Raw genomic sequence first — 18,452 nt, forward strand, 5'->3', positions numbered from 1 at the left:
GTTGTACGGTAATCATGTCCTGTAAAAGTTAGATACAAGCAGGTGCCCGAAAGCTTGTCCAATCGCTTGGTCGGACGCTTGAGGCCCAGCGGGGCAGCAGGCCTGGCACAAGTCGTTGACGTGAGGGGGAGACCTGAGCTAGTTTCCTTCTCATGACTTTACTCCCGCATTTGCCTCAGCACAGCATTATTACCGCCATTATCGTTTTGGCGGGCTAGCTGGCACTTGCACCGAACCCGCCCTGGAGGCGGGTTCTTTCTCTCTCTCCTGGGCACTTTGAAAAAAACCAGGAGTCACCGATGACCAGCCTTACCGCTTGCCCCAGCGTACCCACCGTCTTGACCACGATGCTGTCGGACTATGTGCGCAGGATTCTTGCCGCACCGGTGTATGACCTGGCCATTGAAACACCACTGCAATCGGCCCGTGCACTATCGGCTGCCTTGGGCAACGAGGTGTTGCTCAAGCGTGAAGACCTGCAGCCCACCTTTTCCTTCAAGATCCGTGGCGCGTATACCCGATTGAGTGCCTTGACTGCCGCCCAGCGCGCCTCTGGCGTGGTCACCGCGTCGGCAGGCAATCATGCTCAAGGCGTTGCCTTGGCCGCCCGCGAGTTGGCCATGACCGCCACTATCGTAATGCCAACCACCACCCCTGAACTGAAGGTCGAAGGTGTGCGTTCGCGTGGTGGCCACGTGGTGTTGCACGGTGACAGCTTCCCTCAAGCCCTGGCTCATGCGCTGACGTTGGCCGACACCGAGGGCATGACCTTTGTGCCGCCCTTCGATGACCCGGACGTCATTGCCGGGCAGGGCACTGTCGCCATGGAAATCCTTCGTCAGCAGCCTGGCAACCTGGATGCGATCTTCGTGCCGGTCGGTGGTGGTGGGTTGATCGCGGGGATCGCGGCGTATGTGAAGTACCTGCGTCCGCAGGTCAAGGTCATTGGTGTAGAACCGGCGGACTCCAACTGCCTGCAAGCGGCCATGGCGGCCGGGGAGCGGGTGGTACTGTCACAGGTCGGCAGTTTCGCTGACGGTGTGGCCGTGGCGCAGATCGGTGCGCATTGTTTTGACGTGTGCCGTCACTTCGTGGATGAGGTGATCACGGTTGGCAACGATGAAATCTGCGCGGCGATCAAGGATATCTACGACGACACCCGTTCGATCACTGAACCATCGGGCGCATTGGCTGTCGCCGGCATCAAGCGGTATGTGGCGTCGCGCGGTGTGACGGGGCAGACGCTGGTGGCCATCGACTCGGGGGCCAACGTCAACTTCGACCGACTGCGTCACGTAGCCGAACGCGCAGAACTGGGGGAGCAACGTGAAGCGATCATCGCGGTGACCATCCCGGAACAACCCGGCAGCTTCAGGGCGTTCTGCCAGGCGCTGGGAAAGCGTCAGATCACCGAGTTCAATTATCGCTACTACCCCGGCAAGGAGGCTCGCCTGTTCGTGGGCGTGCAAACCCACCCCCAGCGGGATCCTCGTGCGCAGTTGTTGGCGAGCCTGCGTGATCAGGGCTATAGCGTGCTCGACCTGACGGATAACGAACTGGCCAAGCTGCACATTCGCCATACGGTTGGCGGCCATGCTGGCCCCGGTGCCAACGAACGGGTCTTGCGCTTTGAGTTTCCGGAGCGCCCAGGCGCCTTGCTGGCGTTCCTTGAACGACTGGGCAAGCGCTGGAACATCAGCCTGTTTCACTACCGCAACCACGGTGCGGCTGAAGCCCGGGTGTTTACCGCTCTTGAAGTGCCAGAAGAGGAGCGTGCCGAGTTACCCGCGATGCTGGACGCCATAGGCTATCGCTACTGGGACGAAACGGATAATCCGGCCTACCAGTTGTTTCTGGGTTAAGCCCAGCGTTGCCGCAGATCAACACGCCGTTCAGCCTACAGGTAGATCCTGAGTGCAATCGCACATTGCATGAGGGATCGGACCATGAGCAGTACGTTTTTCATTCCAGCGGTCAACATCATGGGCATCGATTGCCTGGCAGAGGCAATGGATGCCATTGCCGGCTACGGTTTTCGCAAGGCCTTGATCGTCACCGATAGCGGCCTGGCCAAGGCCGGTGTTGCCGACAGGATTTCCGAGCAGCTGGCGGTGCGCGACATCGATGCCGCCATTTTTGACGGTGCCAAACCCAACCCCAGCATCGCCAACGTCGAGCAAGGGCTGGCCCTGCTGCAGCGTGAGCGCTGTGACTTTGTCATTTCATTGGGCGGTGGTTCGCCCCATGACTGCGCCAAGGGCATCGCGCTGTGTGCCACCAACGGCGGGCATATCCGTGACTACGAAGGTGTCGACCGTTCGGCCAAGCCGCAATTGCCACTGATTGCGATCAACACCACGGCCGGCACCGCCAGTGAAATGACGCGTTTCTGCATCATTACCGACGAGGCCCGCCACGTAAAAATGGCCATTGTCGACCGCAACGTGACACCGCTGTTATCGGTCAACGACCCGGCCTTGATGGTAGCCATGCCCAAGTCACTGACCGCTGCAACCGGTATGGATGCGCTGACCCATGCGATTGAGGCGTATGTGTCGACGGCAGCCACACCGATTACCGATGCCTGCGCGCTGAAAGCGATAGCGTTGATCAACGAGAACCTGCGTCAGGCCGTGAATGAAGGCGCCGACCTCAAGGCCCGCGAGAACATGGCCTATGCGCAGTTCCTGGCGGGCATGGCATTCAACAATGCCTCGCTGGGGTATGTGCATGCGATGGCTCATCAATTGGGTGGCTTCTATGACTTGCCGCATGGCGTTTGTAATGCCGTGCTGCTGCCTCATGTGCAGCGTTTCAACGCCAGCGTCAGCGCCACGCGCTTGCGCGATGTGGCCACGGCCATGGGTATCGAAACCAACGGCCTGACCCCGGAGCAGGGCAGTGATGCGGCCATCGCCGGGATCGTCAGCCTGGCACGGTCTATCGACATTCCGGTTGGCCTGGCGGTGCTCGGTGCCCGCGAAGAGGATATCCCGACGCTGGCGGCCAATGCGCTGAAAGACGCCTGCGGTCTGACCAACCCACGCCCGGCGAACCAGGCCGAGATTGAAGCCATCTTCAAGGCTGCGTTCTGATGTAACGTGGCGCCGGTCAGCCCGGCGCCACGTTGATCAAACCACCCATGACAGCAGCATGATGAAGATGATTCCGACCACGGAGAGGATGGTCTCCATCATGCTCCAGGTCTTGAACGTCTGCGCTACGGTCATGTTGAAGTACTGCTTCACCAGCCAGAACCCCGCATCGTTGACGTGAGACAGGATCAACGAGCCAGCCCCGGTGGCCAGTACCAGCAATTCGCGGTTCACCCCGGGAATCATCCCGATCACCGGCGCAACGATTCCGGCGCCTGTGATGGTTGCGACCGTCGCTGATCCTGTGGCGATGCGAATCACCGCCGCTACCAGCCAGGCGAGCATGATGGGCGAAATCTGCGCCTGGACGGCCATCTGCCCGATGACATTGCCGACACCGGTATCGACCAGCATTTGCTTGAAGCCACCGCCGGCGCCAACGATCAGCACGATGGCGGCAGTAGGGGCCAGGCTTTGGTCCAGCAGTTTCATGATCTGCTGGCGGTTGAACCCGCGGGCTGAGCCAAAGGTATAGAACGCCAGCAACAGCGCGGCGAGCAGGGCGGTGATCGGGTGTCCGATCAGGTCCATCCACTGGCGGAAGATGTGCTCGGCGGGCAGCACAACGTCAGCGAAGGTTTTCAGCAGCATCAGGAACACTGGCAACAGCACGGTCATCAGCGTCACGCTGAAGCTCGGCAGGTTCTGCTGGTCGGACTCACGCGCAATCTGCTCCATCAATGCCTGTGAGGGTGAGCCTGGGATATAACGCGAGATGAAGTTGCCATACAGCGGGCCAGCGATGATGGCGGTCGGCAGGGCAACGATCAGTCCGTAGAAAATCGTCTTGCCAATATCGGCATTGAAAATGCCAATCGCCAGCAGCGGACCCGGATGCGGCGGCACCAACCCGTGTACCACTGACAGGCCGGCGAGCAGCGGGATGCCGATCTTGATCAGCGACACACCAGAGCGTCGGGCAACGATGAATACCAGCGGGATGAGCAAGACGAAACCGATCTCGAAGAATAGCGGAATGCCCACCAGAAAGGCCGCGAACATCATGGCCCAATGGACGTACCGTTTGCCGAACGCACGGATCAGTGTCTGTGCGATCTGGTCGGCCCCGCCAGAGTCGGCCATCAGTTTGCCGAGCATGGTACCCAGTGCCAGGACAATACCGACGAAACCGAGCACACCGCCGAAACCGTCTTGAAATGACTTCATCACCTTGGCCACCGGCATGCCGGAGGTCAGGCCGAGGAAGCCGGCAGCCAGTGTCAGGGCGACGAAGGGGTGGACTTTAAAGTGGGTAATCAGCAGCACCAGGCCGATGATGGTGAGGAGGGCGTCCAATAGCAGGTACGTGTCAGTTGCCAGTCCGAACATGGTTCAGAGCCTCATATTGTCTTTATTTTGGGCAGTATGGGTGGTGCTTGAAATGCCTGAGATAGCGCTATCTTTGGTGAGCCGGAAAATCAGCTTTGGTCAGGCTGTTTGCGCCAGTAACGACTCACCGCAGGGCTTTAGCCATTGGTCCACCCTGGTTGCCAACTGATCGACCGGCAAGGTGGCATCCAGCACCAGTGTCAGCGGCTCGTCATGGGGGGCTTCAAGCGCTGCGAATTGGCTGTCGATCAGGCTGGCGGGCATGAAATGCCCTGGACGGGCGCGGACGCGCCGGGTGGCTTCTTCAGGGGACAATTCGAGGAAGACGAAACACAACGCCGGCACGGCATCACGCAAGGTCTGCCGGTAACGTTGCTTGAGGGCAGAGCAGGTGAGAATAGGGCGTTCGCCCGCGGCGATCGTAGCCTGCAGCTCTTCAGCCAGGCGTATCAACCAACCGGCGCGGTCTTGATCGTCGAGTGGAATGCCGGCGCTCATTTTTTCGATGTTGGCTGCTGGATGAAAGGCATCGCCTTCGATCAAGTGCCCACCACTGCGTTCGGCAATAGCTGAACCCATGCGGCTCTTGCCGCATCCAGCTACACCCATTACCACTATCGCGGCCTGGGAAGTGTTCATCGGTACCTCCTGCAGAGCAAGATAGCGCTGTCTTTGGCCGGTAAAAAAATTGGCTCGGACGCTACCTGCTCAGATGTTATTGATTTTGTATTAGCAGTCTGGATGTTCCTTGCAGCACGCACGCAGTTTTGCATTGCCTGACGCATGAGACAGCGCTACCTTAGTGCTCGTTCCCCATTCTTTGCAAGACAAAAATATCAGGCCCATGACCCGAATCGGCTCCCGCACTACCGGTCGTCCCACCCTGGCAGAAGTGGCCAGGCTTTCCGGGGTTTCCCCGATCACAGCGTCCCGCGCATTGCGCGGTGTCAGTACGGTTGCCCCGGAGTTGGTAGAAAAAGTCCAGGTGGCCGCGGCGACACTGGGCTATGTCGCCAACCCGGCTGCGCGTGCATTGGCTTCGGCGCAAAGCCAGTCGGTGGTCGTGCTGATTCCGTCGTTGTCCAACCACTTGTTCATCGACACGCTCGAAGCGATCCATGAGGTCATGCGCCCGCGCGGGTTGGAGGTGTTGATCGGTAACTACCACTACGACCTTGCCGAAGAGGAGAACCTGATCCGCAATTATCTGGCCTATCAGCCCTGTGGCATTCTGCTGACTGGCTTCGATCGCACCGAGGCAGCGCAGCGGATGTTGAGCGCCAGTGCTGTGCCCTGCGTACACATGATGGAACTTGGCAACGCAGAAGGGGTGATCTCGGTAGGTTTCTCCCAGCGCGACGCTGGCCGCGCAGCAGCGCAACACCTGTTGGCCCGGGGGCGACGCCGGCTGGGCTTTATCGCCGCACAGCTGGATCCTCGTGTCATGCAGCGGGCTGAAGGTTTTCGAGAGGTGTTGGCCGAAGCGGGGCTGCAAGCGCCGGAGCTGGAATTGCTGGCACCACAACCCTCATCCATTGGCCTGGGCAGTGAGCTGTTCAGCCAGTTGATTGCCCAACACCCTGACCTCGACGGGATTTTCTTCTGTAACGACGACCTGGCGCAGGGCGCGATACTTCAAGCGTTGCGCCAGGGGATTGCAGTGCCAGAGCGTGTCGCGATGGTAGGGTTCAACGACTTGCCATCATCGGCTCACCTGGTACCCCGGTTGACCTCGATACGAACGCCACGCGCCGCTGTCGGGCGTTGCGCGGCGCAAGCACTGCTAGCGGTGCTGGACGGCAAGAAAGGCCTGCAACCGGCACAGGACCTGGGCTTCGAGCTGGTTGTTCGCGAAAGCACCTGAGCCTAGTGGGTTGGGGTGCGTTGATTCAAATGCGCATCCAGGTCGGTCATGCTCTTTTCCAGTTTCAGGATCAGGGCGTGCAGTTCCTGTTGCGAGGGTTTTCCGGCACAGGCCTGCTCTACTGCTTCACAACACTGCACGACGCCGCGGGCCTTGAGCATTTTGGCCCCCCCTTTGATCCGATGCGCCAGTGCGCGCACATCCTGGTGCGTAGGAGAAGCGCCAAGTGACTGCAGTGCCTCAAGGTCTTTGGCGTTGCTCTCTGCCAGTTCACCCAACAGGCGTGTGATCAGTTTCGGATCGCCCAGCGTCAGGTAGCGCAGGTTGTCGATATCGAAGCCGCTGCTGTCTGCGCTGGATGCGCTGTCTACAGGGCCAAGGCCGCTTGCAGGTGCAGGATCGGCTTGAGGGCCGGCCCCTGTTGTCTGCAACTGGCGGCGCAACTCGTTCAGGCCGATGGGTTTGAACAGACAGTCATTCATGCCGGAGGCCAGGCAGCGTTCTCGCTCTTCAGCTTGGGCATTGGCGGTCAGGCCGAGGATCAAGCAGGGGGGCAGGTTGTTCTCGGCTTCTGCACTGCGAATACGCCGGGTCAGTTCATGCCCGTCCATGATGGGCATGTTGCAGTCGCTGATAACCACATCGAAACGCTGGTTCTGCCAGGCTTGCAACGCACGGCTGCCATCATCCGCCAGGGTGACATCATGCCCCAGCACGCTCAGTTGCTTTTCAAGCAGCATCAGGTTGGCGGGGTAGTCGTCGACGACCAGAATGCTCAGCTTCGGACTGATGCCGTTCTGCGGAGCATCCTCGGTTGGCAGGGTTGCCACGCTACTGGGGTCTACTCGTGGGAGGTAGAGTTCAATACAGATCCGGGTGCCTTGGCCATGTGTGCTGTGCAACGTCAGGCGCCCACCCATGAGTTCGCACAGTGTGCGGCTGATCACCAGCCCCAGGCCGGTACCTTGCTGGGAGCGCTGATGACTGGCTTGCACAAAGGGGCTGAACAAGCGGGCCTGGTCTTCGAGGCTGATGCCGACACCGGTGTCTTCCACGTCAAGCTGCAGGTCCATGTGTGGGTCTGAAGAGGTGCTGTCAGCGCGCAGGCGGACGGTGACATGGCCGTGTTCGGTGAACTTGATGGCATTACTCAACAGGTTCGACAGTACCTGCCGGAAACGCAGGGGGTCGATCAATACCAGGCCGGGCAAGGGCCTTTGCAAGTCAGTTCGCAAAGTCAGCCCCTTGAGCCTTGCACTGCCTTCATGCATGCGCACGGTCGCGTCAATCACGGCCAGCAGGTCGGTCGGCTGAGGGGTCAGGGTCATGTGCCCTGACTCGATCCGGGCGATGTCAAGAATATCGCCGATCAGTTCCAACAGACCATTGGCAGCATCAGAGGCAACCTTCAGTGAAGCGGGGTCTGCGCGATCTTGTTCGGCATCGATGACGGCCAGCTCCAACAGGCCGATGACTGCGTTCATCGGGGTTCGGATCTCATGGCTCATGGTTGCCAGGAAGGTACTTTTGGCCCTGTTGGCTGAATCGGCCTGTTCTTTGGCTTCACGTAACTCTTCAAGCAAGCGTTTGCTGAAACCCAACTGTTCCTGCAGCGCCTGTTCGGCCTCGGTACGTTGTCGAATCAGTTTGCGCAGGTAGTGGTTCCAGAAAAAAATGGCGCCAATGACCAGGCCGGCGCCGATCAGAATCTGCAGGATCAGTGCACGGTAGTTCTGCCAACGGTCGTTGCTGATCAGTGCATTGGTTCGCCAGCGGTTGGTCAACTGGACCATCTCGTCTGGGGGGATGCTCAGCAGCGCCTTGTTAAGAATCGAATGCAGAACCGTGGCATCGGGCGCGGTGGCGAAAGCAGCGGTAACCGGTGTATCACCCAGCGTTGCACAGATCCGTAGACTGTCCTTGAACAACCTGCGGGTGAAGTAGACGGCATTCAGGTGAGTGCTGATAGCGGCATCTGCCCGGCCTTGAGCGACGTACTCCATCAGCGCCATGGCATTGGGCGCCTCGACTAACTGAATATCCGGGTGCTGCTTCAACAACTGATCCTTGAACGCATAGTCGCGCACGACCGCCAGGCGTCGGCCCTTTAGCTGCTCAAGGCTCTGCGGTGCATCCTCGCGCAGGCTGGTGACAATCACTTGGGGATTGGCCAGGTAGGGGCGGGTAAAATTGAGCCGGGCTTGCCGGGACGGGCCATACATCAGCGCCCCTGCGATGTCAGCCTGGCCATGTTCAACCTGCTCGATGATTGCCGATACCGAGGGGGCCTCTACAAATTCGAACCTCAAGCCGGTGCGTAATGTGATCTGCTCCAGCAAGTCAACGGTGATACCGCGAAAGTGCTGGTTGTCATCCATGAACGTAAGCGGCGCGTAGGTGCTGTTCACTGCAACCCGTGCGATGGGGTGTTGTTCAATCCAGGCACGCTCAGTCGCATTCAGCGATGACGCTTCGCGGTTCAGCAGGATGCTCGCATTACCGCTGCTCCAGCGGCGCAGTACGTTCAGGCGGTCGCTGTCTGCGATATTACCCAGGGCCTGGTTGACCAGGCGTAGCAAGGTCTGATTGTCGCGTGACAGCGCGAAGGAAAAGCTGCTTCGATCATTTTTGACAAAATGCGAGATCCGCAAGCTGTCTTGAAAGTACCGGCCAATCAGATAGTCAGAACTGACAACATCACCGAAATAGGCCTCGGCCTGGCCCAAGGCCACGGCAGAAAGGGCGCTCAGGGTCGAGTTGTAGAGTTGCAAGTGTGCCGCAGGGTAAAGCTGGTGAACCTCGGCCTCCGGCAGGTAGTGGTCCACCATGGCCAATGTCACGTTTGCCAGTGGGTCCTCTGTACTGCGGGGTTTGCCCAGTGGGGTGACGATGATGGGCTGGTCATCGGCATACGGCTGGCTCAGGATCAGCGTAGTGTCTGCCGCCTCATAGCCGTTGGCGCTGCCCAGCAGGTCGATGCGGCCTGCATCCAGGGCGGCGATGGCCTCGTGACGGCTTGAGAAACGTTGCACTTCAATCGGAATTTTCAACTGCTCGCCGAGCAGGCCTGCGTAATCTGCAGTCAGGCCCTCATAGTCGGTCTGGCTGAGGTTGATGTCGAACGGAGGGTAGTCCGGCGCCGAGGTGCCCAATACCAGCGTGCGCTTGTCTTTCAACCACTGACGGTCATCCTCCGACAGCGACAAGGGTTTACTACTGCTCAAGGAGCGGGCGAGCAGCGTGCGCGGTTCGCCCTGACTGTCAGCGAAAGAGTGACTGGCTGTCAGCAATACCAGACAGCAGGCCAGAAAGGCCAGCCTTGGGCGCTTCATAGCATATTACGGTTGGCCAGATCGACCATTTCGACCAGCGAATTGACCTGTAGCTTCTCCATGATTCGGGTTTTGTAGGTACTGATGGTCTTTGGGCTGAGCTGAATGTCGTCAGCGATATCTTTGTTGGAGCGGCCTTTGGCGAGCAAGCGCAGCACGACCATTTCTTGAGCGGACAACTCTTCCAGGCGCTGCTTCTCAGTGGTCATCGGGCCGCGCAAGGACATGTCAGGGAAGTAAGAGTAACCGGACACAACCGCTTTCAAGGCCGCCATCAGGGAGTCGGCCGTCTCTTCCTTTTGAACAAAGGCGGAAGCACCTGCATCCAGGCACCTTCGGGCATACAGCTCTGCTGCCTGTCCGGTGTACACCACAATGCGCGGCGGCTGATCCGCTTTCAGCAGACGCTGGATCACACTCAGGCCATCACGGCGTGGCAGCCCAAGGTCAAGAATGACAACGTCGGGCTTGAGCTTTTCAACCAACTGAATAGATTCTGCGCCGTCGCCGCACTCGCCCAGGACCTGGTGCCGCTGCTGTTCCAGCAGCATCTTCAAGCCAATACGAATAGTGGGGTGATCGTCGACGATTAAGACCTTCGCCATGCGCAACTCCTTGTCGTGAATGTGGGCCTTTTCTTGATTTTCTCAGGAAGGCGCGCCAGGCCGTTGTCGGCAAGCAGCTTACGATACGCAGAATAATAGCCAATGAGTATGGAGAGTATAGGAGCGTAGAAAAATACAGGTTGTTTAAGTGAAAAATCCTACGATCAAAGTGAAGCATGCCTAACTGCTATTGGAAAAACCGGAATCGCGGCCTCATATGAAGACGCGCTTCGGTGTGTCCTGCAGTTGAGAGGCTACTTGCTCGAGCGGGTTGGACAGCCGTTTTCCTTGACGATACGTTGTGTCGAAGCAGGGTTGCGCAGTAATGCTGCACCGACACGTGGCGGGCGGGCCGTCAGTTGACCGCCGCAGTTTGGGCAGAGGCCCTTCAATTCATTGTTGTTGCAGTCTCGACAATAAGTGCATTCGAAGGAGCAGATAAACGCATCCTGGCTGTCGCCAGGCAGATCGGTACCACAGCATTCACAGTTGGGACGCAGTTCAAGCATGGTCGACTCCTTCATTCTCAGTGAGTGTGCTGTCGCACACAGGCCGTCTAAGGCCGGTAGAGGTGTGCGTGGCCGGCACGGTACAGCGCCGATTCGGCAAAGGCATCTGCTGCCAGTACCCGTCCTACCAGAATCAATGCAGTACGCCGGAAGCCCTTAGCCTGGACTTGCGTCAGGATATCGTCCAGCGTGCCTTTGACCCAGTCCTGGTCGGGCCATGTCGCACGGTGCACGACCGCGATTGGGCAGTCCCCGCCATAGTGGGGGCGCAATTCTTCGACAATCTTTGCCAGATGCTGCACCCCCAAGTGTATGGCAAGCGTAGCCTTGTGTGCGGCCAGGCTGGCCAGTTCCTCGCCAGCGGGCATAGGCGATTTGTCGGCATAGCGCGTGAGGATGACGCTCTGCGAAACCTCAGGCAGGGTCAGCTCGCAACCGAGCAAGGCGGCGCTGGCGGCAGCAGCGGTGACACCGGGAATGATCTCGAAGGGAATCGCCAGTTCGCGCAAATGGCGAATCTGCTCACCAATGGCCCCATACAGGCTCGGATCGCCACTGTGTACCCGGGCCACATCCTGGCCTTTGGCATGGGCTTCTCGCATGGCCTCGATAATTTGCGCCAGGTGAAGCTCAGCGCTGTTGATCACGGTTTCGGCACGGTGCCCTTCGAGCACGGCAGCGGGCACCAGAGAGCCAGCATAGATAATGACCGGGCAGCGATGAATCAGGCGCTGGCCCTTGACGGTAATCAGCTCCGGGTCGCCGGGGCCGGCACCGATGAAATAGACGGTCATGGGGTGAATCCTGAAGGTAAGGTCGATGCGAGGCGCAGATTATCCGTCAAAGGACGCGCCGCAGGCCAATGCCAGGGTGGCATTAAGGCTGGCATGACGTGGAACAAGGAGCTGTGCAGACATTGCGCCGTAGTGCTCGGCCAATGCAAGTGCAGCACTTTCAGCGACGCCGTAACAGCCGCTGTGGGCGAAGGCGGGGAGCGAACGGTGGGTCAGGCGTGATTCAAAGGTGGCCAACTGGGCAGCGCTGAAAAACAGCAGTGGAATGCCGAGTTGAGCGGCGAGGGCATGCAGGCCGGGCTCCTCGCTTTTCAGTTCGATACTGGCAAGGCCACGCAGGTTATCGTGGCTGAGGCCATGGGCCCGCAGGGTTTGATCCAGTAGATCGCTCAAGGCTGCCACCGAGCAGCCTCGGCGACAGCCCAACCCGGCGAATACTCGTAACGGATTGGGCTGTTCAGGCATTACGCCTGGCTCAGGCGACGGTAGAGCCAACTGCTGATCAAGCCCAATGCCAGCCAGAAGGCAGCGTTGGTCAGCAGTGAAGCGAGTTTGAATTCGGCCTCCAGTGCTTCCGGAGCCAAGGCCTCATGCACGTCTGGCTGCGGTGCACCGATTACATGAGGGATGACCAGCAGTGCGGCGCCCAGTAACTTGAGCAAACCGTTGTTGGCGAATGCAATAAGCCCCAAACCAATGGCGGTGGCCGCTGCAGTACCGATCCACCAGAATTGGCGTTGCGCCAGATCGGCCGCGGCCGTTCCTGGCAACTCCGCTGGCAAGCCCAGCGTGGGCGCCAGGCAGAACACCGCAAAGCCTGCCAGGCCCCACAGTGCGCCTGCGACCCAACCTCCAGGCGCACGCAAGGTATACAGCCCCGCCAGTACCAGGGCAAAACCGACGGCCACTACCAGGTTGCTACCGGTCGTGGACAGCAGCCGTTGCCAGCCGTCTTCGGGGGCCCAGGCTTGCGCATCGTGATGATGCTCGGCGGCACCCGCATCATGGCTATGGGTTTCGACTGCAGGCGCTGCACTCTCGTAGGTTTCCGCCTTGATAATCAGCGGGGTGACCCACAGGCTTTGCAGCAAGGTCAGCAGCAGGGCAGCGAGCAGGCCAGTGAAGCCAGCCGTGCGGGCAATGTGCTTGATCATGGCGCTGTCCCCTTAGTGGCAAGGAAACGCGGCGCTGTGACGGGTGTCATGGGCAGCGTTGTGAACCGCCTCGATGTGCGAAAAACCCGCGAAGTAAACCAGGCACAAGCCCAGCAGCGATGCGCCGATAGCGACGGCCAGGCGCTGGCTGCGAGTGGTGCTGATGGCGGCGGAGTGGCTGTGGGTGGTTGTGACAGGCATGGCGCTTTCCTCTGAGGGGTTATCAGCAGCAGGCATGCGCAAGAACCCCTTGGGCGGACTCACCCAGAGGTTGCAACAGCGCCCGCCCACCGCGGGTTTGTCAATTCTGTACTGGGCCGGTCTCCGGGCTTGCGAGGGCTGGCACAGTGCTCAGCCTGGAGCGTCACCTTCCCATGCCGCGTTGCTGGCACAGTGGTCTAGACGCTTTCCTCGCTTACCGTTGCGGGGGCAGCACCGGAATTGTCGCGCGTAACTCAGGCCGCGACGCACCGGTTTCCCGTTTCACCTCGTTAAAGGCACCCAAACGAAGGCGGTAGCAAATCATGGGCGCAGGTGCGCGTCAATCACAACGACGGTTGACCGACCCTGAACGACTGCGTAGCCTTGCCGTTTCGAGGTTCTCCGGTCAGCCCGGAGCTAAGACGGGAACGCGGTTGAAGCCGCGGCTGCCCCCGCAACTGTAAGCGTTGCAAAGCCTGGCATTGCCACTGCGTAGTTTTGCGGGAAGGCGCCGGTGCCGCTGGTATGTTCGCCAGCACGACGCAAGCCAGGAGACCTGCCTCGGACAGTTTCCGACATTCAACCGGGCGGGGTGATCCGGTAGCGAACGCGCACGGGCACATGACCCCCGTGGTTTTCGTCGTGCCCGCCCGCCATTGCTGCCAAGGGCAACGACATGAAAACACTGGCAAAACTCCCCGTTACCATCGTCACCGGCTTTCTCGGCTCGGGCAAAACCACGCTGTTGCGGCATATGCTCGACAATGCACAGGGTCGCCGTATTGCAGTCATCGTCAATGAGTTTGGCGAGCTGGGCATCGACGGTGAAATCCTCAAGCAATGCAGCATCGGCTGTACTGAAGAAGAGGCCAGCGGCCGGGTGTACGAGCTTGCCAATGGCTGCCTGTGCTGCACCGTGCAGGAAGAGTTCTTCCCGGTCATGCGCGAGCTGGTGGCGCGTCGTGGCGACCTGGACCATATCCTCATCGAAACCAGTGGCCTGGCCCTGCCAAAGCCTCTGGTACAGGCCTTCCAGTGGCCTGAAATCCGTAACGCCTGCACGGTCGATGCGGTCATTACCGTGGTCGACAGCTCGGCCGTGGCTGCCGGTACGTTTGCGGCGTATCCGGACCAGGTGGATGCCCAGCGTAAGCTCGACCCGAACCTGGACCACGAGTCCCCGCTGCATGAACTGTTTGCCGACCAACTGGCCAGTGCCGATCTGGTGGTACTGAACAAGGCCGACCTGATCGAGGCGCATGCCTTGGCAGCGGTACGCGCCGAAGTGGCCGAAGAGCTGCCACCCGCAGTCAAAGTTATCGAGGCCAGCAGTGGCCGTCTACCGCTAGAAGTCTTGCTCGGATTGGCAGCGGAATCGGAAGCGCACATTGACGGTCGTCGCACTCACCATGACAGCCATCATGACGGTGAAGACCATGATGATCATGACCACGACGCCTTCGACTCCATTTCGATTGAGTTGCCCGAATCCGACGAGAGCTTGCTGCTTGATGCCCTGACCCAACTGGTCGTACGTCATGGCATCCTCCGTGCCAAAGGCTTTGCAGCCATTCCGGGCAAGCCGATGCGCCTGCTGATCCAGGGTGTCGGTACGCGTTTCGACAAGCACTTCGATCGTGCCTGGCGCGCAGACGAGCCGCGCAGTACCCGTCTGGTACTGATCGGCCAGGCGCTGGATGGCGCGACACTGGAAGCTGAACTGCGTACAGCGCTGGGCGCCTGACCCATGCACCTGCTGCGGACCCAGCCCGGCGGCTTTGTGCCGGATGACAGTATTGCCGACTTGGGCCAGACCCCCGCCGAGCTGGTTATTCTCTGCAGCGGTGATTCACACCTGGCACTGCTGGCCGAAACGGCCCGGCAATTGCCGGAGGATTATCCCAGCCTGCGTCTGGCCAACCCGATGCAGGTGCAGAATCATGCGTCGGTAGACCTGTATGTTGACCAGGTGCTGCGTCATGCCAAGGTTATTTTGGTGTCGCTGCACGGCGGCATTGGGTATTGGCGTTATGGCGTCGAGCAGTTGGTGGCATTGGCTGCCCAAGGCGTGCAGTTGATCCTGGTGCCGGGCGACGACCGCCCTGATCCGGAGTTGAGCAGCCTTGGCAATGTGCCGGCGGTAGACGCGGAGCGGCTCTGGCACTTTCTGCGGCAGGGCGGCAAGGCCAACGCGCTGAACCTCTTCAAATGCATGGCCAATCAATGGCTCGGACGTGACTACAGCTGGGATGTGCCCCAGCAACTGCCGCGCACGGTGGTGTATCACCCGGAGCGCGAGGCGGCGGTACTGGACGACTGGTTCGCTGACTGGGTAGCCAGTCAGCCTGTGGTTCCTGTCCTGTTCTACCGCTCGCACCTGCAAGCGGCCAATACAGCCTTTATTGATGTGTTCTGCGAGCGCATCCGCGCCGCAGGGCTCAACCCGCTGCCCATCGCGGTGGCTAGCCTCAAGGAAGCCGAGTGCCTGGCCCAAGTGGAAGCCTGGCTGGATCAGGTCGAGGCCGCGCTGGTCATCAATACAACCGGGTTTGCCCAGTCCAGCCCGCAGAAGCCTCACCTTCGGCCATTTCGCCGCAATATCCCGGTGCTGCAGGCCATTTGCGCCCAAGACAACGAACCCGGTTGGCAGGCCAGCGAGCAGGGCTTGGGCGCACGTGATCTGGCGATGCACATTGCCTTGCCGGAGCTCGATGGGCGCATCATCACCCGCCCGATCAGTTTCAAGGACCTGGCGTGGCGCAGTGAGCGCAGCCAGTCGGATGTTGTCTGTTACCGTGCACAGCCGGAGCGTATGGACTTCGTTGCAGAGCTCGCACGCCGCTGGTGTGAACTGGCGCAACTGCCCAATGCCCAGAAGCGTGTAGCCCTGGTGCTTGCCAACTACCCGACCCGTGACGGGCGAATTGGCAACGGGGTAGGGCTGGACACTCCGGCTGCAGCGCTGAACATTCTACGGGCACTTCAGGGGCAGGGTTATCCGGTTGGCGCCTTGCCGGACACCGGCACGGCATTGATCCAAGCCCTGCTCGGCGGTGTCAGTAACGACCTGGAAAGCCTCGATCAGCGCCCTTGTGCACAAAGCATGGCGCTGGAGGACTACCGCGCCGCATTCGCCGCGCTACCGGCGGCCAACCAGGCTGCCGTGCGGGAGCGTTGGGGTGAACCTGAGCAGGACCCGATGTTCCGCAGTGGGCGGATGATGATCGCCGGCCTGCGTTTTGGTCTGACCTTCGTCGGTATTCAGCCTGCGCGTGGTTACCAGCTGGACGCCAGTGCGGTTTACCACGACCCCGATCTGGTACCGCCCCATGGCTATCTGGCCTTCTACTTCTGGTTGCGTCATGGCTTTGCCGCCGATGCACTGATTCATGTCGGCAAGCACGGCAATCTGGAGTGGTTGCCAGGCAAGGGGGTCGGTCTTTCAGCGCAGTGCTGGCCTGATGCACTGCTGGGGCCGTTGCCAAACATCTATCCGTTCATCGTCAATGACCCGGGTGAAGGCGCCCAGGCCAAGCGCCGGACTCAGGCGGTAATCATCGATCACCTGATGCCGCCCTTGACCCGTGCCGAAACCTACGGCCCGTTGCGTGACCTGGAATTGCTCGCCGACGAGTATTACGAAGCTCAACTGCTCGACCCACGCCGAGCCACTGAGTTGCAGCGCGATATCCTCGCGCTGGTCCGTGACAACCATATCGATCGCGAACTGCAGTTGGAAAACAGCCTGGATGACGCCGCTGTCTGGTTGCCAAGGCTGGACACCTACCTGTGCGACCTCAAGGAGTCGCAGATTCGTGACGGCCTGCATGTGTTCGGAGAATCGCCCCAGGGCCGCCTGCGCCTGGACACCTTGCAGGCATTGCTGCGGGTAGAGCGGGGCGATGGCCGTGGTCAGCATGCCAGCTTGCCAAGGGCGCTGGCCAAGGCATTTGCCCTTGGCGTCGATCCGCTGGATTGCGATTTGGGGGGCGCCTGGCAAGGCCCGTGTCCGCACCGGCTGAACGAGGTAAGTGCCGACCCTTGGCGTACGGCGGGTGACACCCGTGAGCGACTGGAACTGTACGCACTGCGCTTGATCGAGCAGGCCTTGGACGGCGTCGTGAACTTGCCGGAAGACCCCTCCTGGAACGATGTCCGGGCGATTCTCGAGGCGCTGGTACAAACCGTCGCACCGCAGCTGGATGCCTGTGGGCCGGCAGAAATGCAGGGCCTGCTCGATGCACTCGATGGGCGATTCGTGCCGGCCGGCCCTAGCGGTGCACCGAGCCGGGGGCGGCTCGACGTACTGCCGACCGGCCGTAACTTCTATACCGTGGACGTGCGCAACCTGCCGACCACGACTGCCTGGCGCCTGGGCTTTGCCTCGGCCAACCTGATACTGGAGCGTCACCTGCAGGACCATGGCGACCACCTGCGTCAGCTCGGGTTGTCGGTGTGGGGCACAGCAACCATGCGCACGGGCGGGGACGACATTGCCCAAGCCATGGCGCTGATGGGCGTACGCCCGGTATGGGCCAGTGGCAGTCAGCGCGTCGATGACTTCGAGATTTTGCCGTTGAGCCTGCTCGACAGGCCTCGGGTTGATGTGACCTTGCGGGTTTCGGGCTTCTTTCGCGATGCTTTCGGCAACCTGATCAAACTGTTCGATGCCGCCGTACAAGCGGTTGCAGCGCTGGACGAACCGGACGACCTCAACCCGTTGGCCGCGCGCGTACGGGCCGAACAGGCAGCGTTGCTGGCAACCGGCGTCGAACCGGAGCAGGCGCGACGTCAGGCAGGGTGGCGGGTGTTCGGGGCCAAACCCGGCTCATATGGTGCGGGTGTACAAAATGCGATCGATGGTCGGCAGTGGAATCGTCGCGAGGACCTGGCCGAGGTTTACCTGAACTACGGCGGTTATGCCTATGGTGGCGCAGACGAAGGTACGCCTGCTCGTGGTCATTTTGCCCGCCGCCTGAGCCAGGTTCAGGCCGTGCTGCAGAACCAGGACAACCACGAGCACGACTTGCTCGACTCCAATGATTACTACCAGTTCCAGGGCGGCATGCTGGCCGCCGTGGAAAGCCTCGGTGGCGCATCGGTGGCCAGCTATCATGGCGATCACAGCCAGCCGGAACGGCCACGCATCCGTACCCTCAAAGAAGAGTTGAACCGCGTCATCCGCGCCAGGGCGTTGAACCCCAAGTGGATTGACGGGGTCAAGCGTCATGGCTACAAGGGCGCCTTCGAGTTGGCGGCGACCGTCGATAACCTGTTCGCCTTTGATGCCACTACGCACCTGATCGACGATCATCATTATCAGGCGCTGGCCGACGCCTACGTACTGAATGGCGAGACACGGGAGTTTATTCGTCAGCATAACCCCGATGCCTTGCGCGATATGACTGAACGCCTGCTGGAAGCCCAGCAGCGTGGCCTCTGGCAAGCACCTGGCGCCTATAAAGAAGCGCTTGAAGAACAGTTGCTGGACGGTGAAGAAGAGAACTGA

14 protein-coding genes and 2 riboswitches are annotated in these 18,452 nt (G+C 60.4%); of the genes, 5 read left to right on the plus strand and 9 right to left on the minus strand.

Annotation, left to right across the window (positions count from 1 at the left end):
- The first annotated feature begins 299 nt into the window (after nucleotides 1-299).
- Both ilvA and yiaY read left to right on the plus strand, forming a co-directional pair.
- Nucleotides 300-1,862 carry a threonine ammonia-lyase, biosynthetic gene (gene ilvA, locus CS390_RS12555; RefSeq protein WP_099774761.1) on the plus strand — a complete coding sequence of 521 codons (1,563 nt, stop codon included), beginning with the start codon at nucleotides 300-302 and terminating at the stop codon, nucleotides 1,860-1,862.
- 84 nt (nucleotides 1,863-1,946) lie between these two features.
- Nucleotides 1,947-3,095 (plus strand): L-threonine dehydrogenase, encoded by a 1,149-nt coding sequence (gene yiaY / locus CS390_RS12560; RefSeq protein ID WP_099774763.1) that lies wholly within the window; start codon nucleotides 1,947-1,949, stop codon nucleotides 3,093-3,095.
- 36 nt (nucleotides 3,096-3,131) lie between these two features.
- Here yiaY and CS390_RS12565 read toward each other — a convergent pair whose 3' ends face one another.
- Nucleotides 3,132-4,484: a GntP family permease gene (locus CS390_RS12565; RefSeq protein WP_099774765.1), complete on the minus strand. Its 1,353-nt coding sequence runs from the start codon at nucleotides 4,482-4,484 to the stop codon at nucleotides 3,132-3,134.
- Nucleotides 4,485-4,583: 99 nt separating this feature from the next.
- On the minus strand, nucleotides 4,584-5,123 hold the full coding sequence (locus CS390_RS12570; protein WP_099774767.1) for a gluconokinase: 540 nt from the start codon (nucleotides 5,121-5,123) through the stop codon (nucleotides 4,584-4,586).
- A 205-nt stretch (nucleotides 5,124-5,328) separates the two neighbouring features.
- On the opposite strand from CS390_RS12570, the gene CS390_RS12575 reads away from it, so the two are divergent.
- Nucleotides 5,329-6,348 carry a LacI family DNA-binding transcriptional regulator gene (locus tag CS390_RS12575; RefSeq protein WP_099774769.1) on the plus strand — a complete coding sequence of 340 codons (1,020 nt, stop codon included), beginning with the start codon at nucleotides 5,329-5,331 and terminating at the stop codon, nucleotides 6,346-6,348.
- 2 nt (nucleotides 6,349-6,350) lie between these two features.
- Here the strand turns inward: CS390_RS12575 and CS390_RS12580 are convergent, their stop codons facing one another.
- The 7 genes from CS390_RS12580 to CS390_RS12610 form a co-directional block, all read right to left on the minus strand.
- Nucleotides 6,351-9,680 (minus strand): transporter substrate-binding domain-containing protein, encoded by a 3,330-nt coding sequence (locus CS390_RS12580; RefSeq protein ID WP_099774771.1) that lies wholly within the window; start codon nucleotides 9,678-9,680, stop codon nucleotides 6,351-6,353.
- Nucleotides 9,677-10,285, minus strand: a complete 609-nt coding sequence (locus CS390_RS12585) for a response regulator transcription factor (RefSeq protein ID WP_065758412.1) — start codon at nucleotides 10,283-10,285, stop codon at nucleotides 9,677-9,679. Before CS390_RS12585 ends, CS390_RS12580 begins: the two co-directional genes overlap by 4 nt.
- 254 nt (nucleotides 10,286-10,539) lie before the next feature.
- A complete protein-coding gene (locus tag CS390_RS12590; protein ID WP_099774773.1) occupies nucleotides 10,540-10,794 on the minus strand; it encodes a DUF1272 domain-containing protein in 255 nt (84 codons plus the stop codon).
- Between the two features lie 47 nt (nucleotides 10,795-10,841).
- Nucleotides 10,842-11,588: a precorrin-4 C(11)-methyltransferase gene (gene cobM / locus CS390_RS12595; protein ID WP_099774775.1), complete on the minus strand. Its 747-nt coding sequence runs from the start codon at nucleotides 11,586-11,588 to the stop codon at nucleotides 10,842-10,844.
- Nucleotides 11,589-11,627: 39 nt separating this feature from the next.
- Nucleotides 11,628-12,053, minus strand: coding sequence for a cobalamin biosynthesis protein (locus CS390_RS12600; RefSeq protein ID WP_065758415.1), 426 nt, complete (start codon nucleotides 12,051-12,053; stop codon nucleotides 11,628-11,630).
- Nucleotides 12,053-12,742 carry a CbtA family protein gene (locus CS390_RS12605; protein ID WP_065758416.1) on the minus strand — a complete coding sequence of 230 codons (690 nt, stop codon included), beginning with the start codon at nucleotides 12,740-12,742 and terminating at the stop codon, nucleotides 12,053-12,055. The genes CS390_RS12600 and CS390_RS12605 overlap by 1 nt, the downstream gene beginning before the upstream one ends.
- A 12-nt stretch (nucleotides 12,743-12,754) precedes the next feature.
- Nucleotides 12,755-12,943: a CbtB-domain containing protein gene (locus CS390_RS12610; protein WP_099774777.1), complete on the minus strand. Its 189-nt coding sequence runs from the start codon at nucleotides 12,941-12,943 to the stop codon at nucleotides 12,755-12,757.
- A gap of 96 nt (nucleotides 12,944-13,039) precedes the next feature.
- Nucleotides 13,040-13,262: riboswitch (cobalamin riboswitch) on the minus strand.
- A gap of 59 nt (nucleotides 13,263-13,321) precedes the next feature.
- A riboswitch (cobalamin riboswitch) is annotated at nucleotides 13,322-13,522 on the plus strand.
- 97 nt (nucleotides 13,523-13,619) lie between these two features.
- Between CS390_RS12610 and cobW the strand changes: the two genes are divergently transcribed.
- Nucleotides 13,620-14,687: a cobalamin biosynthesis protein CobW gene (gene cobW / locus CS390_RS12615; RefSeq protein WP_099774779.1), complete on the plus strand. Its 1,068-nt coding sequence runs from the start codon at nucleotides 13,620-13,622 to the stop codon at nucleotides 14,685-14,687.
- A gap of 3 nt (nucleotides 14,688-14,690) precedes the next feature.
- A complete protein-coding gene (cobN, locus tag CS390_RS12620; RefSeq protein WP_099774780.1) occupies nucleotides 14,691-18,452 on the plus strand; it encodes a cobaltochelatase subunit CobN in 3,762 nt (1,253 codons plus the stop codon).

Origin of the sequence: Pseudomonas sp. HLS-6, assembly GCF_002753995.1 — a bacterium.
Lineage (GTDB): Bacteria > Pseudomonadota > Gammaproteobacteria > Pseudomonadales > Pseudomonadaceae > Aquipseudomonas > Aquipseudomonas defluvii.